This is a genomic window from Segatella copri (assembly GCF_015074785.1).
Lineage (GTDB): Bacteria > Bacteroidota > Bacteroidia > Bacteroidales > Bacteroidaceae > Prevotella.
In genome coordinates this window covers 750,607-766,906 of sequence record NZ_CP042464.1, presented here as the reverse complement: position 1 = coordinate 766,906, position 16,300 = coordinate 750,607, and the positions used below count along the sequence as shown (strand labels likewise).

The following is a 16,300-nucleotide window of genomic DNA, read 5'->3' as shown; positions in this document are numbered from 1 at the left end:
ATATGTATGCAAATTGTAAAGACATACAAAACCGTTCTAAGCGAATAGCATCCAATACATTGGTGCTATTCGCAAGAATGCTTATTATCACCTTCGTCAATCTCTATACGGTACGTTGGGTATTGGCAGGACTTGGCACAGAAGACTATGGTATCTTCAATGCCGTGGCAGGCGTGGTGACAGCAAGCACATGCATCAGCAGTGTACTTGCCCTATCCACCCAACGCTTTTATTCTTTCGCAATGGGTAAAGGAGAATCAGACAGATTAAAGGAGATTTTCTCCGTGAGCCTCAACATAGTCGTGATGATAGCTCTCGTTCTGTTAGTCCTATTTGAGATTGTTGGTCCCTGGTTGATATCTACACAACTCACCATTCCTGTGGAACGTATGGAAGCGGCACAATGGATTCTTCAGTTTTCCCTGTTTTCTTTCATATTCACCCTCCTGCAGATACCATTCATCGGTGCAGTCTTTGCCAATGAGAATATGGGATACTATGCTCTGATTTCTACTATCGACTGCATTGTGAAACTCCTTATTGCCTACTGCATCGGCATAACTGGTGGAGATGATTTAGTGTATTATGGAGCAGCATTAATGCTCGAAGCATTTATGGTTATGATGCTTTACGTTATCATTGCCAGAAGGAAGTATCCTGAATGTAAATATACCATCGTAAAGAAGAAGACTCTATACAAGGAGCTTTTCTCTTTCTCCGGCTGGTCATTCTATGGAGCTTTGGCAGGTGTAGGCATGACTCAGGGAAGTACCATTATTCTGAATGTGTTCTTCGGACCAATCATCAATGCAGCCTTTGGAATCGCCAATCAGATTTACAATGCCATCAACACGCTTACCAATAGTGTGGTCATTGCTTTCCGACCTGCGATGATCAAAGCATATTCGTCGAACGAGAATGGATATCTAGAGCTGCTTTTTTTTGCTAGCAGCAAGGCAATACTCTATTTGCTGTCGATGGTTCTCATCCCATTCATCTTCGAAGCAGAGACGTTGCTCACACTTTGGTTAGGAGAATGTACACCTATCATGGTCTTGTTTGCCCGGCTCTATGCGGTTTACACAATATGTCTGGCGTTACATAATCCAATAACGACTATTATACAGGCAACGGGCAATATTCGCCAATACAGTATGTATGTTGAAAGCATGACGATACTATGCCTGCCTGTCAGTTGGGTCTTATTCAAGTTAGGTATGCCATCCTACTATGTATTCGTCACTATGATTGGACTTTGCGTTCTGGCACATATCATCCGATTACTGATGCTGCAAACAAGTATTTCAGATTTAACCGTCAGTAAATATCTAGTGAGACTGGTGTTACCGGGCATTCTGATTATTTCGACAACTACGCTGATAGTGTATTGCGTAGAAGGATTGCATACAAACAGGATCTTTCAGTTCCTCTTATCGTTTGCCGTTTCTGCTATAAGCATATCCATCCTATTATATGCAGTGGGTATTTCGAAGAAAGAGCGAACCCTCATCAAAGAGTTAGTAAATAGAAAATTAAAAAAATAAAGCAATATGGGTTACATCTTATTGGCATTGTTTCTAATCATTGCTATACTTTGTTACTTGGAAGACTATATTAGGAAGTATCAGAAGTCATTATTCTTCCTAATAGGGCTTGTGCTGATTTTTGTGGCAGGATTTCGAGAAATCGGTTTGGATCCAGATTCGGAAAATTACGAATATACATTCCAGAATTATTTCAAGAATGGTACGGACGAGATGATTGAGCCATCCTTTCTACTCATATCTTACATTTTGGGACTCTTTACCGATAATGTACACATGCTGTTCTTGATCTATGCAATATTCGGAGTGTCTCTGAAAATGTTTGCCTTCAGAAAGATGAGCGAATTCTATTTTGTTCCGCTGCTGTGCTACATCAGTTTCTACTATGTACTGCACGATCTTACCCAGATAAGAGCAGGGGTTGTATCAGGAATCTTCCTTTGCACACTCCCACTCATAGCAGAGAACAAAAAGAAAATAGCCTTCTTTATTTTGCTCGGAGCATCTTTGATACATTATTCTTCATTAATACTCCTTCCCGTCTTGTTTCTCAACAACAAGCCATTCTGCAAGAAGACAACCATTCTGTTTCTTTGCGCCATTCCGCTGGGATATGTAGTATATTATGCAGGAGGTAGCATTCTGATGAACCCGTCACTTCCATTCATCGGAAACAAACTAGCTATCTACCAGGCAGCAGTGGAAAAGGGTAAAATGACAGTAGGCATCAATATATTTGATCCGCTGCATATCATGTCGATTATGCTGTTTTATTACCTGTTCCTCTTTAAGGATACGCTGACAAAACTATGCAGTAATTTCCCTATATTGCTCAAGACATCTGCAATAGGATTATCCCTGTATTCGGCGTTTGCCTTTTTGCCGGTATTGGCTTTGCGAACCAGCCAGCTGTATTGCATCGTGAATATCCTGCTTTACACATATATATTATACACTTTCAAGCAGAAGTGGATAGGCATCAGTTTTGTGCTAATCATCTCCCTTCTCCTGCTCTACGTAAGCATTCCACATTACGGACTAGGAATGATGATTATACTTAATTAAAAAAATAGAAATAGAATATTAATAAAAGAACATATTAAATGGAAGCAAGAGTTATAGCATATTATTTGCCACAGTTTCATCCAATCCATGAAAACGACAAAGTGTGGGGACCAGGATTTACTGAATGGACCAACGTAGCCAAAGCCCGTCCCGTATTTCATGGGCACTATCAGCCAAGAATTCCAGCCGATTTAGGTTTTTATGATCTTCGATTGCCAGAAACACGCGAACAGCAGGCACAGTTGGCACGCGAAGCTGGTGTGGAAGGATTCTGCTACTGGCATTACTGGATGGGTAACGGCAAGCGTTTATTGCAGCGTCCATTCGATGAGGTTCTTAATTCCGGCAAGCCAGATTTTCCATTCTGCCTAGCATGGGCAAACCATGATTGGAAAACCAACACTTGGAAGAACAAAGGTGGCAACCAGATGATCTGTGAGCAATTGTATCCTGGCGATGAAGATTACATCGCCCATTTCAACTATGTGCTCAAGGCATTTAAAGACCACCGTTACATCACCGTAGATGGTAAGCCACTGTTTTTGATTTTCGATCCATATCATTTCAAGGATGTTCGCCACTTCATGGAACTCTGGAGAAAGATGGCAAAGGAGAATGGATTGAAAGACATCTTCTTTGTTGCTATGTGTGCTTCTACAACAACGGTCAAGAGAAACGAAGATGGCACCATTAGCCGTGTGATGCCAAACCTTGAAAGCAGTGCAGACATCTATAACTCATTCCTGGAATTAGGTTTCGATGGCATCAACCCGATGGGAAAAGGTAGAGCCGAGATGATGTATCAGGGAAAGTATTGGCGTATTGCAAGAAAAGCGATGCAGAAGGCATTCCCTTTCATGCCGGCTCTGAAGTATGATTATCCTAAGGTGATGAAGCATTTCTTTTCACCAGAAGACAATTGGGACAACGTGTTCCCTACCCTTTTCCCACAGTGGGACCGTACACCAAGAGCCGGTAAGCATGAAGGCATCTACGTGAATGCAACTCCTGAAAACTTCGAGCATCATATAGAAGATGCACTGCAGCTCATCAAGAACAAGCCAGAGCAGAGAAAGATTCTCTTCCTCCGCTCATGGAACGAATGGGGTGAAGGCAACTATGTGGAACCAGACACCAAGTATGGTCATGGTTTCCTGGATGCCATCAGAAATACAATTAAGAAATAAAAGAATAACTACATCGATAACGAAACATGGAAGTTAAAATCATACCAACAGGAGGACTTTGTAATCGCTTACGTGCCATAGCCACAGGAGTGGCTGTGGCAAAAAGCTATCATTGTCCTTCTGTTATTTACTGGAATAACAGCCTGGGCTTGAAAGCTGATTATTGTGAACTTTTCAAACCAATTCCACAAGAAGACGTGAAACTGGTAGAGAACAAGCAATGGCTATACAACATCAATGGCAACAAGGACTACCTGGTAAGATGGCCCCTGCTGAAAACAATGTTTGAGAAAATCGTGTTCAACTTCAGTATCTACCGAGATGGCGAGATATACAGCAAATTGAAAATGAGCTATTCACGCTCGCTCCTTCTCATCTCGTGCTATCCGATGTGTACAAAATATACCATCCAGGGGATGTTCATCCCACAGGATGATATCCAGCGCAGAATAGACGAGGTAGTGGCTGGCTTTTCTGAGCGAACTATCGGTGTACATATCCGCAGAACAGACAATGTGGTTTCCATTCAATCCTCTCCATTAGAGAACTTTACCAACATGATGAATGCGGAAATCAAGAAGAAAGCCAATACCAAGTTCTATGTAGCCAGCGATGATGATGAGGTAAAGGAAAGTCTGAAAACAAAGTATCCAGACCGCATCATTACCCTGATGGATGATACTGACCGCAATTCCTTGGAAGGAATGAAATTTGCAGTGGTAGATTTGTTTTGTCTCAGCAAGACAAGAAAAATCATAGGCAGTGTTGCTTCATCCTACTCACAAATAGCAGCAGAGATTGGTGGAATAGAAATTGAATACGCAAAATAAAATACAATGAATCCAGATATCAGCGTTATCATCCCAACATACACTCCCAAAGAATACCTTTGGGAGTGTCTTGATTGTTTGGAACAACAGACACTAAATAAAGACAGTTATGAAGTGCTGATAGTTCTCAATGGCACAAAAGAGCCTTATTTTTCTCTAATAAAAGAAAGAATAAAGAATTATTCATACTCTATAGAATTATTATACTCTAACGTTAATGGGGTGTCACGGGCAAGAAACATCGGAATAGAAAAGGCCCAAGGAAAATATGTCAGTTTCATTGACGATGATGACTTCATAAGCCCATGCTATCTGCAAGCCTTATTAAAGGATGTCACTCCAGAAGGGATAACGGAAGCAAATGTTATCGCATTTAATGATTCCTCCAAGGCTGAAACATATCATTATCTGTCTACAGCTTACAAGTCATACAAACCTGAGGAAAGACATCATATTGTAAAGAATCGAAGCTTTCTTTCAAGTTCATGCTGCAAGTTGATTCCACGTAGCATCATTGGGTCTCATCGCTTCAAGGAGAACATCACCCATGGAGAAGATTCTTTTTTCATGTTTCAACTCTCCTGCAAGATTAAAACAGTAAACATAGCTGCATCAGATGCGATATATTATGTAAGAGTTAGAAATACCTCGGCATCAAGAAATGCGAAAATGAGAAGAAAGAAAAAGAAAATGGAACTGCGTCTTCTCGTCTTATACACAAGAACATACATTTCGCATCCATTGGCATATAATGGTATTTTATATCTGACAAGAATTGCAGCTACACTCAAGAAACTACTTACTGAATAGATATAAGGGAGCGCCTATGAAGCGTTCCCTTACTCTTTCTGATATACTCTAACCCAATCAAAATACGTTTCATAAATATCAACTGTATTAGGGGCATGCCAATTCCCGTAACCCAGACTTTGGTTAAGAATAAGATAGAAAGGTCTGTCAAACGACCATTGTCCTTCTGCAAGTTTTACTTTATCAGAACTTTTGGGATAACATCCTGTCTGAACTCCATCAATAAATGTTGCGATGGCAGTAGGTATCCATTCAATCGCATAAACATGCCACTTGGTACAATCAATATCTTTATGAAAGAAAGCCGTTTGCTGATCCTTCTTATTCATCATCGTACTTCGATGTGAAAGAATCGTTTGACGGGCTATCCCTTCGTTTCCGAAATATTCAATGATATCAATTTCTCCATATTGATAAGGATTTCCATCAATCTGAGGACGCATCCATGCTGCAGGAAAATTTCCCCGCTTGCCATTGGTTTTCATGCGAACTTCAATACGACCATACTTTACATAGAACTTATTCTTTGTATTGATAGCACCAGTTACCATAGTGGCAGTATCACTGAGACTTGGGTTAGGAATCGCCCTACAAATCAATTTGCCGTTTTTTATTCGGATTACTTCTGGAGAATTACTATTCCATTTTGCCCACATATTTGCAGCACGAGGTGCACGGCTCCATATTGTAGTATCCAGCTTACCATCCTTGGAATTGAACTCGTCATGAAATACGAGTTTATATTTTGGCATTTTTTTTCTTGCCAAGACATTTGGAGTATCAGAACATAAAAAAACTGATAGAGCCAACATAAAAGAGAGATAAAATTTTCTACTAAACATATTTTTGTGCAAAAGTACGACTTTTCTTTAGAACAACAAAATAAATGTTCCTTTATCTCCTCTAAATAAACAATAAAAGATATAAAGAATCGTTTCTTAATTATAAATATGATATATATCTAAATTCAAAAAATAAAATTATGTCAGATAAGAAAAGATTAATTTGGATTGATTCCTTAAAGGGTGGCTCATGATATTAGTAGTATTAGGACATGCCATTCAATCTTCTCTGGGAGATGCCTGTTTCCAAAACCACTTGTGGAATCTCCTTTATTCATTCCATATGCCAGCCTTCATGGCTATCAGTGGCTGGTTCGCATTTTCCAACACATCCAAAAACATAAACGTAGGGTCTTTGTGTAAACGAAGATTTAACCAATTGATGGTTCCTTACCTTTCATGGTCGCTATTACGCTATGTCATTTCTGCAGATTATTCCATTGGAAATTTAAGCAGAATCATCATAGCACCAGATTCTTATTTTTGGTTTTTATGGGTTCTCTTTTGGATAAAAGTCATCTTTATACTAAATCAGAAAATTGCAGCGAAATATCACATGGATGAGATTATACCCATTGGCATCACCTGCCTTCTGCTATTAGGCATCATGGTTGGACTCAACCTCCGAGTTTTCGGCTTTCAATTCCTGGCTTACTATTATCTGTTTTACTTTCTAGGATATGCAATGCGTAGATTCAACAAATTACAGCTTACCAATAAATCTTCCATGATTTGCCTAGGGCTACTATGGGCTGTATTAGCATGGTTCTGGAACATGCATGAATTACCAGTCTGGATGCCAAGGATTCCACTTTGTCCAACTTCATTGCTGCAATACGCATACAGAGGAGTCACCGCTATACTAGCCGTTCTGGTTATTGTGGGCGTTGCACGCAAAGCATTGGACAGCAGCAATAGATTCAACAAATTCATCCAAGAAGTCGGAATACTATCACTGGGCATATACACTTGCCATCTGACGCTGATGGACTACACTGTTAAATTATTGAGATTCATAGTTCCATCCAATAAAGAAGAAGTCCTGATTATCTTAGGTTTCACGATATGTGGATTCCTATCTTGGGTGATTGTAAACCTGCTGAAAAAGAATATGATAACTGCACAATTCTTCCTTGGAAAATAGCAGAGGATAGATAAGGAGGAAACATACATCTTTGTCAAAAAGAGGGGCAATATCTTTTTTCAAATATTTTTTAGCAACCATAACAATAATCCATGTTACGTGGCGTTATAATATATAAACATATAGAATAATATGAATAAAGAAGACTTAGTATCAGTCATCATGCCTACTTATAATGCCGGCAAATTTCTTGCTGACAGCATTCAATGTATACTGAGACAAACATACGATAATTTGGAGCTTATTATAACTGACGATGCATCTACTGATGAAGATACCATTAAGATTCTGAAGGAATTTGCCCAAGCAGACAAGAGAGTAAAAATAGAACTACTCTCAGAAAACCATGGACCGGGATATGTCCGAAACGCATGTATCAAAAGAGCAGAAGGAAGATACATCGCATTCTGTGATTGCGACGACAGATGGATTCCTGAGAAACTGGAAATCCAAATCAATTACATGTCAGAAAAGAAGTGCGCTCTCTGCTGTGCAACTTATCTTATATGCAATTCTAACTATGAGACCATAGGTATCAATATTCCGCCACGCCGCATCACGTATAAAATGATAAAACGTGACAATAAAATCGGATGTCTCACAGCTATCTATGATACAAAAGCTTTGGGGAAGAAATACTATATGCCTACTATCCGCAAAAGACAGGATTGGGCTATGTTTATTCAGATTCTTCAACAATGCAAAATATGCTACGCTTATACCAAAAAGCCTCTAGCCTACTATTGTGTAAGAAAGAATTCAGTTTCCAGGAAAAAGATGCAACTCATTCACTACAACATAGCTGTATACGAAACCATACTGAAATTCAGCACACTGAAAGCATACTTATACTTCTTTCTGCTGTTTCTACCAAGCTATGGTTGCAAAATTCTAAAAAGAAAACTAGACTCTAGACAATATATGAGCACTCTAAACGTTTTATAATCCTCAAATCCGCAACCTATAGGGTTTAGTGGGATTTTGCTTGCAAAGCGACAAAATTCATTTTATTGTACATATTTCTTGCACAACAGAAATGTCGCAGACACAAAATCCCCTTACCCCATAAAGCGACTTGAGGTAATACGCTGGTTTAACCAGAAAAGCATGGTCTTTAACCAAAGTCTGTCTTGAACAGGTTGGCATAAGCATTGTTGTCTGAGTAAATATTCAATACATGCCTACGTGATGTCTTAATCCATTTCGCAGGAACAGAGATGAACTTGAAAACAAAGGTCTTGATTCTGCTGGTGGCACGCAATCCAAATTCATGGGTTTTCAATCTCTGCATAATAGCTTTGTAGAAGTTTCTGATGAGAGCTGTCATAAGCAGGAATACAGTATTCTGTGCCATGAACGATTTTGGCAATCGATTCCAGCCAAAGCCATTGTTCATGTCATCGAAGATGCGTTCCTTGCCACCACGAAGATTGTAGAATTCCACGATGTCTCTTGCACTCGACTTGTAATCGTTAGTCAGTATACATCTGTAGGTATATTCGCCTTCCCAAATGTCAAGATCTCCATCTATTCGCCTTTGTCTCTGTATGACAAGACGATACGGTTTTCCTTTCCATTTCTCAACAAGGATGGAATTCAGCTCAAATTCAATACCGTTGATTTCAACAGTTTTCCATCCAGTCAAGGCAAACATGGAATCGTAGAAGGAAGAGCATCTGTTGGCACGAATATAAAAATGCCTGCAATGAGCCTCTACCATATCTACGATTTCCTCCGAGCATGAGCCGCAATCCATGCGGGCACGGGATATATATACTTCTGATGCCTCCAGTCGCTTGAAGATTCTTTCCAAAGTCTCTCTTTGGTTGAAGCGCACGTTTGTGTTGCCGTCTCTATTTTCAATACCGACAATCATGTCGTTAATGACTGCCACACCTGGACTATAGCCCAGGAACTTCTTGTAGGTTGGTTTTGCATCATGCTTCTCTGTTTCAATGAACTGATGGTCAAAGTCAAAATCATACTCTTGACCGGATTTCAATTGACCAGTAGCAAGCAGGGCTTTGATCAATAAGCAGTTCATCTTGTCTGCAGTATTGAAATCATAGGAGTTGCCAGAAGCAGATTTATAGGTGATGTTCTTACAAGTCAGTTCTTCGATAGCACGCAATATGGTGTCTGCGCTGCAAGTGCGAAGAGTTGGATGAAGAGACAAATGTTTCATCAAGTGAGTTGTAACATCCTCAATACATGAGCCGCCACAAAGATATACGCACATCAGAGAGCGTAGAATTTCGCTATATTGATAACCAAACATAGTGCATCTCAATCCCAAGGTGGAATCTATGGTTTGAGCTAAAAGAGCATCAAATTGCTCCATAATAGAAAAAATTCCTCCAAAAGGAGTGAGTTTCTCAGATTTTATTTGTATCTTTGCCATGTCATATTAGAGTTTTGCTTGTCTTCTTTTCGCAACACTAAGGTAAGTGAAAATTCTGACATGGCAAAATCCTGGGCAACTTTTTGTTGCTCAGGCACTTATAAATAATGTTAAACTATAGTGTTGCGGAATTAAGGATAATAAAACATAATAGAACGAAATGAACAGAGTACAACGAAATAAGTCTACGAACATACCATTCGAAATAGAATTAAATGATAACGTAGCTGACGAACGTTTCATTGCTGATGGCATGACAGAATTTGAAAGAAATGTAAAACGGGCGGGAGACTTTCTATTAGCTATCTTTGGCTTAATAGTTTTCTCACCTCTATTTGTTGTGTGCTATTTTCTCGTAAAAAGAGAAGATAATGGACCTGCAATCTTTAAACAAGAGAGAATCGGCCGATTCGCCAAACCTTTCTACATATATAAATTCAGAAGTATGAAAGTGGATGCAGAAAAAGATGGTCCTCAACTCTTCCAACATGAACGAGAAACTCGCATGACACGCATTGGAGCTTTTCTTAGAAGACATCATCTAGATGAACTGCCACAATTGTGGAACGTAGCCAAGGGCGACATGGCGTTTATTGGTCCACGTCCAGAACGCAAATTTTATATCGACCAGATTATGGAGCATGATCCTCGATATCGTTTTCTTTACCAAATTCGTCCAGGAGTGACTTCTTACGCTACCTTATATAATGGATATACGGATACGATGCCGAAGATGTTGAGAAGACTAAGTCTTGACCTCTTCTACCTGGAGCACAGATCCTGGTGGTTCGATGTCAAGATTCTATTCAAAACGTTGGTGAACATTATGTTTGGCAAAATATTCTAATGATGAGCTACTGATGCAATAAAGGGGTGAATACTTGTTCATAGCGATCTTTTAAGTTATTTTATCTCAGCAAACTTTGTAAATAGAAAAGAAAGTTGTATTTTTGCATTTTAAATAGGCAAAAATTATGGCGAATAAATTTATATTGTATCTTGATGAATGCGGAGATCAAAACTTAGCAAGTTTTGACCCACAATTCCCTATATTTACACTTTGTGGTATTGTTGTCTCCGAGGAACAGGACAAAGTGTTGACAGAACGAATCAATGTCCTTAAAAAGGAAATCTGGAACAATATAAATATTATTTTTCATAGTCGGGATATAAGAAAGTGTCAAAATGGATTCGAGGTTTTGTTTGACCTTGATGTCAAAAAACGATTCTTCCAGGGTGTTAATGATATACTTGGAGATAATGGATATGTCGTAGTTTGCTGCTCGATATTAAAAGAACCATATATCAGGCAGTATGGTAAACTGAATGATGTATATGGGTTGTCTTTATCGTATATCATGGAAAGAGTCGTGTTTTATTTAGACTCTCTTGGTTTGACTGACATAGAACTTTGTACCATTATCGAAAAACGTGGCAAAAAGGAAGATGCATCCCTTCTTAATTATTATAATCAGCTGTTAGACAGAGGAACATATTGGGTGGATAGTCATCGAATGAAAAAAGTTTTTAAAAAGTTCGACATGAGATGGAAATCTGAAAATATAATTGGACTTCAGATTGCTGACTTGATAGCTTATCCGGTAACTCGACATGTTTTGAATCCTAATGGAGTGAATCTTGCTTTTGATGTACTGAAAAAGAATATCTTCCAATTAAACGGAAAGGTATATGGTATGAAGATTTTCCCAAAAGAACAAGGAAAATAATACAAAAAAAGAGTCACTGTGAAGTAACCCTTTCCCGACCGGGGACACCCCAATCCTGAATAAAGAAGCCTTTATCCGATTGCAAAGATATGGTAATTCTTTTATATATGCAAATAAATAGATGATTATTTATTGATTTTTTAAAGAATTAACATAAAAATGAAGGTAACAGATCTGACTCTGTTTGCTCCTGATGTAACTTCTATCTCCATAGCTTGTTTGATCTTAAAGGAGTTAACACTTGTAATTCGCGTCGTAAGCCAGTGGATTACGGGGCGTAAGTAACTAACTTTCGCATCGCAAGTAACTGACTTTCGTATCGTAAGTAACTGACTTTCGCATCGTAAGTAACCTACTTCTGGGTGACGGGTGACAGAGGTGACAGGGAATTCTGAAGATTTACTCTCGCGCGGGCAGGCAGGAACTTTCGGCCTGATTTTTCCTGCCTGCCCGCGTGCGAGGCGAAATGTTGAAAAACTCGTGTCACCCTGTCACCGTGTCACCGTGAACACTGAGCTGAGAATGCGCTGTATAGCTCTCTTGCTATGGGCATAAACTCTCCTGTCTCCGCCTCCGTTGGCTTTCGGAAGTAGAGATCCGTACATTACTGTTTTTGTCGAGGCGTCTCTAAAGTAGGTAATAAGGTTCTAATCTGTGTCACACGGTGCAAAGATACAAAAAATAAAATAAATGAGAGTTCCCACAGTGGGAACTCGTAAACTACAATTATTGATTTTTAGATTCTTTTAAACGATAAAAGGCTGAAAAATATATCCAATTCTCGAAAGTTACAGAAGAAATTGGTGCGAACTGTATGGTTGAAACAGGCCAAAGGGCTCAGTTGGGTAATTTCAACCGTACAAATCAAAATATTTTAGACATCGAACGCTGTGAAAGGGAAAAAGACTGTTTCGTGACAGTTTTTCCATTTCACAGCTTTTTATTTGGCAATATTTATATAAGAATCTGTTTTCCCGTACAAATAGAAAAGACTCCGTAATGGTTTTTAGAACTTTTTTTTAAGTTGATGGTAATTTTGTTGCCATTTTATTTTTTTGTTTCATTTTTTTTTAGTACCTTTGCAAACGTTATCCTGAATACAATCTTTTTACCTTAAAGAAAACTAATACCTATTGAATGTAGAGCAGTTGTCTGAGAAGATAGCTGCTCTTGTCTTTTTTATACCTCCACATATAATAAAAACCAGAAAACATCCGTTTTTATTTATAGAAACAAGTTTTATCACTTGGTATAAATCATCACATAAGAAATAATGGAAACAGAAATAAAGAAGATACCTTATCTCGACCTGAAGGCTATCAATAAGCCATACGAGAAGGAGATAAAGGATGCTATCAACAAGGTGGTCAACAGCGGATGGTATCTGCAAGGCGAAGCCGTAAAGAAGTTTGAGAAATCGTATGCACAGTTTATCGGTACTGAATACTGCATCAGCTGCGCTAATGGGACGGATGCGCTCAAACTGATGCTGATGGGCGAACTGGCTATCGGAAAGTTGCAGAAAGATGATGAGGTGATCGTGCCTGCCAACACTTATTTCGCTACCGTACTTGCCATCAGCAGCGTAGGACTGACACCTGTATTGGTGGATGCCAATATCGATACATTACAGATAGATGACCGACTGATAGAAGCCCGAATCACACCGAAGACCAAAGCCATCATGATTGTTCATCTCTATGGCAAACTGGCATGGACTCCGAAGATTGCAGAAATCTGCAAGAAACATCATCTCTTGCTTTTCGAAGACAATGCGCAGGGATTCGGATGCTCCACTACTCTATCTGATTCTTCTGAAAAACCATCGAAAAGAAGATATACCGGAAATCTTTCGGATGCTGCCGCCCACAGTTTTTATCCTAGCAAGAATCTGGGAGCATTGGGAGATGCGGGAGCTGTAACTACCAATAACAGGGAATTGGCGGAAGCCATCATGTCACTACACGAATATGGAAAGATAGAAGACGGCATCTTCAGATATCAGGGCGTCAACTCGCGCATGGATGAGATTCAGGCTGCGGTACTGTATGTGAAACTGCAATATCCTGAAAACGAACAGAAAGCAAGACACAGACAGGTACAGCTATACCTGGAGCATCTGGATGACAGCATCAAGGACAGATGCATCGCTGCGAAACTCATCTCCCCTGCTCATGAAAATGTTTTCCACGTCTTCCCTTTCCTTACCCCGAAGCGAGACCAACTGAAAGCTTTCCTGGCTGAGAATGGGGTCGGCACAAAGATTCATTACTTCCGCCCACCCTATCTGCAGCCATGCTATCCGGAAATGAATCATCTGGAATTTCCGGTAGCCAAGAGAATAGCTGACGAAGAACTGAGTCTGCCTTGCAACTCATCGCTCAACGATGAAGATATCATCAGAGTAAGCAAACTCATCAACCAGTTCTTGGTTTAAAGGTACTGCACTTTGGCACCGATAGAGAGGCCGAAGACATCCCAGAAACCGGCATTGCCGTTACGGTAGAAACGCATAAAGTAGATATCCGTTGTACCCAACTCATAGAAGAACGTAATACTCTTGATACGCTTACGTTTATTGTGCGGAATATCATACTTAAAACGTTCACCCAAGGCGATATTAGGACGGACTCTGGTAGAGAACGGATAGTAGCCGCTTTCATACTTGGTAGGCTGCTTTGTCCAGAAATCATGTCCGAACACCGTATTGAAATACAGGCTGCACTCCAGCGGTTCAAACCACCAGCCCTTACCGATATTGCGACGCCAAGGAATGAAATTTTCCTTGAGCGTCATGGTTAACTTCTCATCGTCAGAACTGAACTTCGGGATGTAGCCAAACAAGAGCTGCGTTTCCCACTGGCGGCGCTTACCATATTCCCATCCGATACCCAGCGAAATGATACCCATATTGCCACAGGTCTGAATGATACCACTAGTAGGTATCAGCAAATTCCAATGCTTACGGTAGCGCATGACGCGGCGGTCATATCGGGTCAGTTTGCCATCCGCCAACACCAGAGTATCATGAACGATACTATCCGTCAGTTCCAACTCCTCACTTTTCCCGGTAACCCCATCGGCTGCATGAGCCTGTACAGAACCTGCAGCAAGCAAAGCTCCCAGAATGAATATATGCTTAAAACTCAATAATTTCATAACGATAACCTTTTGGAGTAATGGTGAATATATAGTATTGATGCTTAGCGGCATTGGCCACCTGATAATAGATGATGCCATCGCCATAAATGTCATTTTGCTCGGTATGATGACCATGACCGTAAAGGCAGCACATCAAACCTGGGAACTGATGCGTATAAAAATTGAAGACCTTAGCCACATTATTATTAAACTGCTCTGAATAAGGGGCAGCATGCATACAGACAATGGTACGCGAAAAGTCATCTGCATCTGCCTTAACCTGCTCTTCCATGAAATCGAAATTAGGTACAGGGCGGGAATAGTCAAACTCTATGGCATTGGTATTGAGACAGACAAACTTTACCTTACCGGCGATGAAACTGAAATCCGGATTACCAAAGATTTTCTCATAAGCCTGGTTACCTGTTCCCAAACAGTCATGATTACCCAGCAGAGCCACGAAAGGTATCTTCAACTTCTGAAGATGGTCACGGGTCCACTGAAACTCACGGGTAGCACCAAAGTCGGTAAGGTCTCCACAATGAATCACGAAATCGAGGGAATCACTGCGGCGATTGATATCATTAACCTCACTCTTCAAATCATCCAACCACTGGTGTGAATCGCTGATCATAGCAAAACGGATTGTATCTTTCGACTTTACTGCAGCCTCAATCTTCTGAATATTGGTAACATTCAGATTTCTATCGCCGTCGATTTGCACATCATACGGATGAACATCGAAGACGGTATCGCAGGATGCCACCATACAGAGGCAACAGGCTGCCAGGATATAGGGAATAATTTTATGCATTCTTGTCTTATTTATCTTTAAAAACTCTTTTTTTATAACTCTTAAATACTACTTTTTCTTCTTTTTCAACCTTGCATAGAAACCTTGCAACCTGCCTGGCTGACAACCGGCATCGAGCAGTTTCTTCAAATCACGATAGGCTTCATCCTTTCTTCCAAGCAGAATCAGGATGTCTACATGATTGAAAGCAAAATCCTCATTACCGGCATCCAACTCCATCGCCTTGGCGTAATCAAACTCTGCCAGCTCAAGCATACCCCTCTCCTTCTCCATGCCACCTCTTGCAGCATAAGCCATCGCACTGTCAGGGTATTGCTCTATCAGACTGTTAATGCCATCGTAAGCCTCGGTATAATGCTTATCTTTCTCATTGAGCAATGCCAGACCGAGTTGCGCCTGGAAGTTGCCAGGAACAAGTACCAGAAGATTCTGATAATCGAGACGTGCAAAGTTATAACGGAGCAACTTCTCATTGACAAAGGCACGATAGAACAAACCGGCGATATTGGTATTGTTCAGAAAGAGTACCTTATCAAGATCATCCTTGGCATATTGCCACTGCTCCAACTGGATATTCCAAGCAGCCTTTTTCAGTCGCAGATCGATACTGTCGGGATGATATGCAAGCACTTCTGTAGCCTTGGAGAGTGAATCGCGCAAGGCTTTATTCTGAGCAGCACGTGCCTTGTCGGCATCTACGTTCTGCGCAGATACAGATAAAGAAACCATCGATGCCAATAATAATGTATAAAAACTTTTCATGGTGCAAAGTTAAGAAGACTTTTGCAAACTGCC

The 16,300-nt window shown here is 40.2% G+C and carries 14 protein-coding genes and 1 pseudogene; 10 read left to right on the top strand and 5 right to left on the bottom strand.

Annotated elements, in window-relative coordinates; genetic code table 11:
• The first annotated feature begins 2 nt into the window (after positions 1-2).
• Genes FO447_RS03185 through FO447_RS03165 form a run of 5 tightly spaced genes read left to right on the top strand, consistent with a single transcriptional unit; the run spans position 3 to position 5,436 of the window.
• Complete coding sequence (locus FO447_RS03185) at positions 3-1,544, top strand: oligosaccharide flippase family protein (RefSeq protein WP_200757585.1); 1,542 nt, start codon at positions 3-5, stop codon at positions 1,542-1,544.
• Positions 1,545-1,550: 6 nt separating this feature from the next.
• Entirely contained in the window at positions 1,551-2,609 is a 1,059-nt protein-coding gene (locus FO447_RS03180) for an EpsG family protein (RefSeq protein WP_118080537.1), read from the top strand.
• Between the two features lie 38 nt (positions 2,610-2,647).
• On the top strand, positions 2,648-3,796 hold the full coding sequence (locus FO447_RS03175; RefSeq protein WP_153113773.1) for a glycosyltransferase WbsX family protein: 1,149 nt from the start codon (positions 2,648-2,650) through the stop codon (positions 3,794-3,796).
• Positions 3,797-3,822: 26 nt separating this feature from the next.
• Positions 3,823-4,626 (top strand): hypothetical protein, encoded by an 804-nt coding sequence (locus FO447_RS03170; RefSeq protein ID WP_118080533.1) that lies wholly within the window; start codon positions 3,823-3,825, stop codon positions 4,624-4,626.
• Between the two features lie 6 nt (positions 4,627-4,632).
• Positions 4,633-5,436 carry a glycosyltransferase family 2 protein gene (locus tag FO447_RS03165; RefSeq protein WP_118080531.1) on the top strand — a complete coding sequence of 268 codons (804 nt, stop codon included), beginning with the start codon at positions 4,633-4,635 and terminating at the stop codon, positions 5,434-5,436.
• Positions 5,437-5,465: 29 nt separating this feature from the next.
• Here FO447_RS03165 and FO447_RS03160 read toward each other — a convergent pair whose 3' ends face one another.
• Positions 5,466-6,278, bottom strand: a complete 813-nt coding sequence (locus tag FO447_RS03160) for a glycoside hydrolase family 16 protein (RefSeq protein WP_118080529.1) — start codon at positions 6,276-6,278, stop codon at positions 5,466-5,468.
• Between the two features lie 187 nt (positions 6,279-6,465).
• Here FO447_RS03160 and FO447_RS03155 point away from each other — a divergent pair.
• Together FO447_RS03155 and FO447_RS03150 are read left to right on the top strand one after the other, a co-directional pair.
• A pseudogene (locus tag FO447_RS03155) lies at positions 6,466-7,422 on the top strand (acyltransferase family protein); the annotation flags it as partial.
• A gap of 132 nt (positions 7,423-7,554) precedes the next feature.
• On the top strand, positions 7,555-8,367 hold the full coding sequence (locus FO447_RS03150; protein WP_200757583.1) for a glycosyltransferase family 2 protein: 813 nt from the start codon (positions 7,555-7,557) through the stop codon (positions 8,365-8,367).
• A gap of 169 nt (positions 8,368-8,536) precedes the next feature.
• On the opposite strand, the gene FO447_RS03145 is transcribed toward FO447_RS03150, so the two are convergent.
• Entirely contained in the window at positions 8,537-9,823 is a 1,287-nt protein-coding gene (locus FO447_RS03145) for an IS1380-like element IS942 family transposase (RefSeq protein ID WP_055235773.1), read from the bottom strand.
• 253 nt (positions 9,824-10,076) lie between these two features.
• Here FO447_RS03145 and FO447_RS03140 point away from each other — a divergent pair, with 253 nt between their 5' ends.
• From FO447_RS03140 to FO447_RS03130, 3 genes are all read left to right on the top strand, one after another.
• Positions 10,077-10,670 (top strand): sugar transferase, encoded by a 594-nt coding sequence (locus FO447_RS03140; protein WP_234699105.1) that lies wholly within the window; start codon positions 10,077-10,079, stop codon positions 10,668-10,670.
• Between the two features lie 127 nt (positions 10,671-10,797).
• Positions 10,798-11,550 carry a DUF3800 domain-containing protein gene (locus FO447_RS03135; protein WP_022120945.1) on the top strand — a complete coding sequence of 251 codons (753 nt, stop codon included), beginning with the start codon at positions 10,798-10,800 and terminating at the stop codon, positions 11,548-11,550.
• Positions 11,551-12,823: 1,273 nt separating this feature from the next.
• Entirely contained in the window at positions 12,824-13,987 is a 1,164-nt protein-coding gene (locus FO447_RS03130) for a DegT/DnrJ/EryC1/StrS family aminotransferase (RefSeq protein ID WP_200757581.1), read from the top strand.
• Here the strand turns inward: FO447_RS03130 and FO447_RS03125 are convergent.
• The 3 genes from FO447_RS03125 to FO447_RS03115 are packed head-to-tail and all read right to left on the bottom strand — an operon-like array spanning position 13,984 to position 16,267.
• Positions 13,984-14,709: a hypothetical protein gene (locus FO447_RS03125; RefSeq protein ID WP_200757579.1), complete on the bottom strand. Its 726-nt coding sequence runs from the start codon at positions 14,707-14,709 to the stop codon at positions 13,984-13,986. The two genes, FO447_RS03130 and FO447_RS03125, sit on opposite strands and share 4 nt — an antisense overlap.
• A complete protein-coding gene (locus tag FO447_RS03120) occupies positions 14,690-15,505 on the bottom strand; it encodes a metallophosphoesterase family protein (protein WP_234699054.1) in 816 nt (271 codons plus the stop codon). Before FO447_RS03120 ends, FO447_RS03125 begins: the two co-directional genes overlap by 20 nt.
• Before the next feature lie 48 nt (positions 15,506-15,553).
• On the bottom strand, positions 15,554-16,267 hold the full coding sequence (locus FO447_RS03115; protein ID WP_228121596.1) for a tetratricopeptide repeat protein: 714 nt from the start codon (positions 16,265-16,267) through the stop codon (positions 15,554-15,556).
• Between the last annotated feature and the right edge of the window lie 33 nt (positions 16,268-16,300).

Excerpts from the sequence above, each read along its gene's own strand:
- FO447_RS03120 (WP_234699054.1), bottom strand. The coding sequence starts at position 15,505 with ATGCATAAAATTATTCCCTATATCCTGGCAGCCTGTTGCCTCTGTATG.
- FO447_RS03180 (WP_118080537.1), top strand. The coding sequence starts at position 1,551 with ATGGGTTACATCTTATTGGCATTGTTTCTAATCATTGCTATACTTTGT.
- FO447_RS03170 (WP_118080533.1), top strand. The coding sequence starts at position 3,823 with ATGGAAGTTAAAATCATACCAACAGGAGGACTTTGTAATCGCTTACGT.
- FO447_RS03150 (WP_200757583.1), top strand. The coding sequence starts at position 7,555 with ATGAATAAAGAAGACTTAGTATCAGTCATCATGCCTACTTATAATGCC.
- FO447_RS03160 (WP_118080529.1), bottom strand. The coding sequence starts at position 6,278 with ATGTTTAGTAGAAAATTTTATCTCTCTTTTATGTTGGCTCTATCAGTT.
- FO447_RS03140 (WP_234699105.1), top strand. The coding sequence starts at position 10,077 with ATGACAGAATTTGAAAGAAATGTAAAACGGGCGGGAGACTTTCTATTA.
- FO447_RS03185 (WP_200757585.1), top strand. The coding sequence starts at position 3 with ATGTATGCAAATTGTAAAGACATACAAAACCGTTCTAAGCGAATAGCA.
- FO447_RS03130 (WP_200757581.1), top strand. The coding sequence starts at position 12,824 with ATGGAAACAGAAATAAAGAAGATACCTTATCTCGACCTGAAGGCTATC.
- FO447_RS03125 (WP_200757579.1), bottom strand. The coding sequence starts at position 14,709 with ATGAAATTATTGAGTTTTAAGCATATATTCATTCTGGGAGCTTTGCTT.
- FO447_RS03175 (WP_153113773.1), top strand. The coding sequence starts at position 2,648 with ATGGAAGCAAGAGTTATAGCATATTATTTGCCACAGTTTCATCCAATC.
- FO447_RS03145 (WP_055235773.1), bottom strand. The coding sequence starts at position 9,823 with ATGGCAAAGATACAAATAAAATCTGAGAAACTCACTCCTTTTGGAGGA.
- FO447_RS03165 (WP_118080531.1), top strand. The coding sequence starts at position 4,633 with ATGAATCCAGATATCAGCGTTATCATCCCAACATACACTCCCAAAGAA.
- FO447_RS03135 (WP_022120945.1), top strand. The coding sequence starts at position 10,798 with ATGGCGAATAAATTTATATTGTATCTTGATGAATGCGGAGATCAAAAC.
- FO447_RS03115 (WP_228121596.1), bottom strand. The coding sequence starts at position 16,267 with ATGAAAAGTTTTTATACATTATTATTGGCATCGATGGTTTCTTTATCT.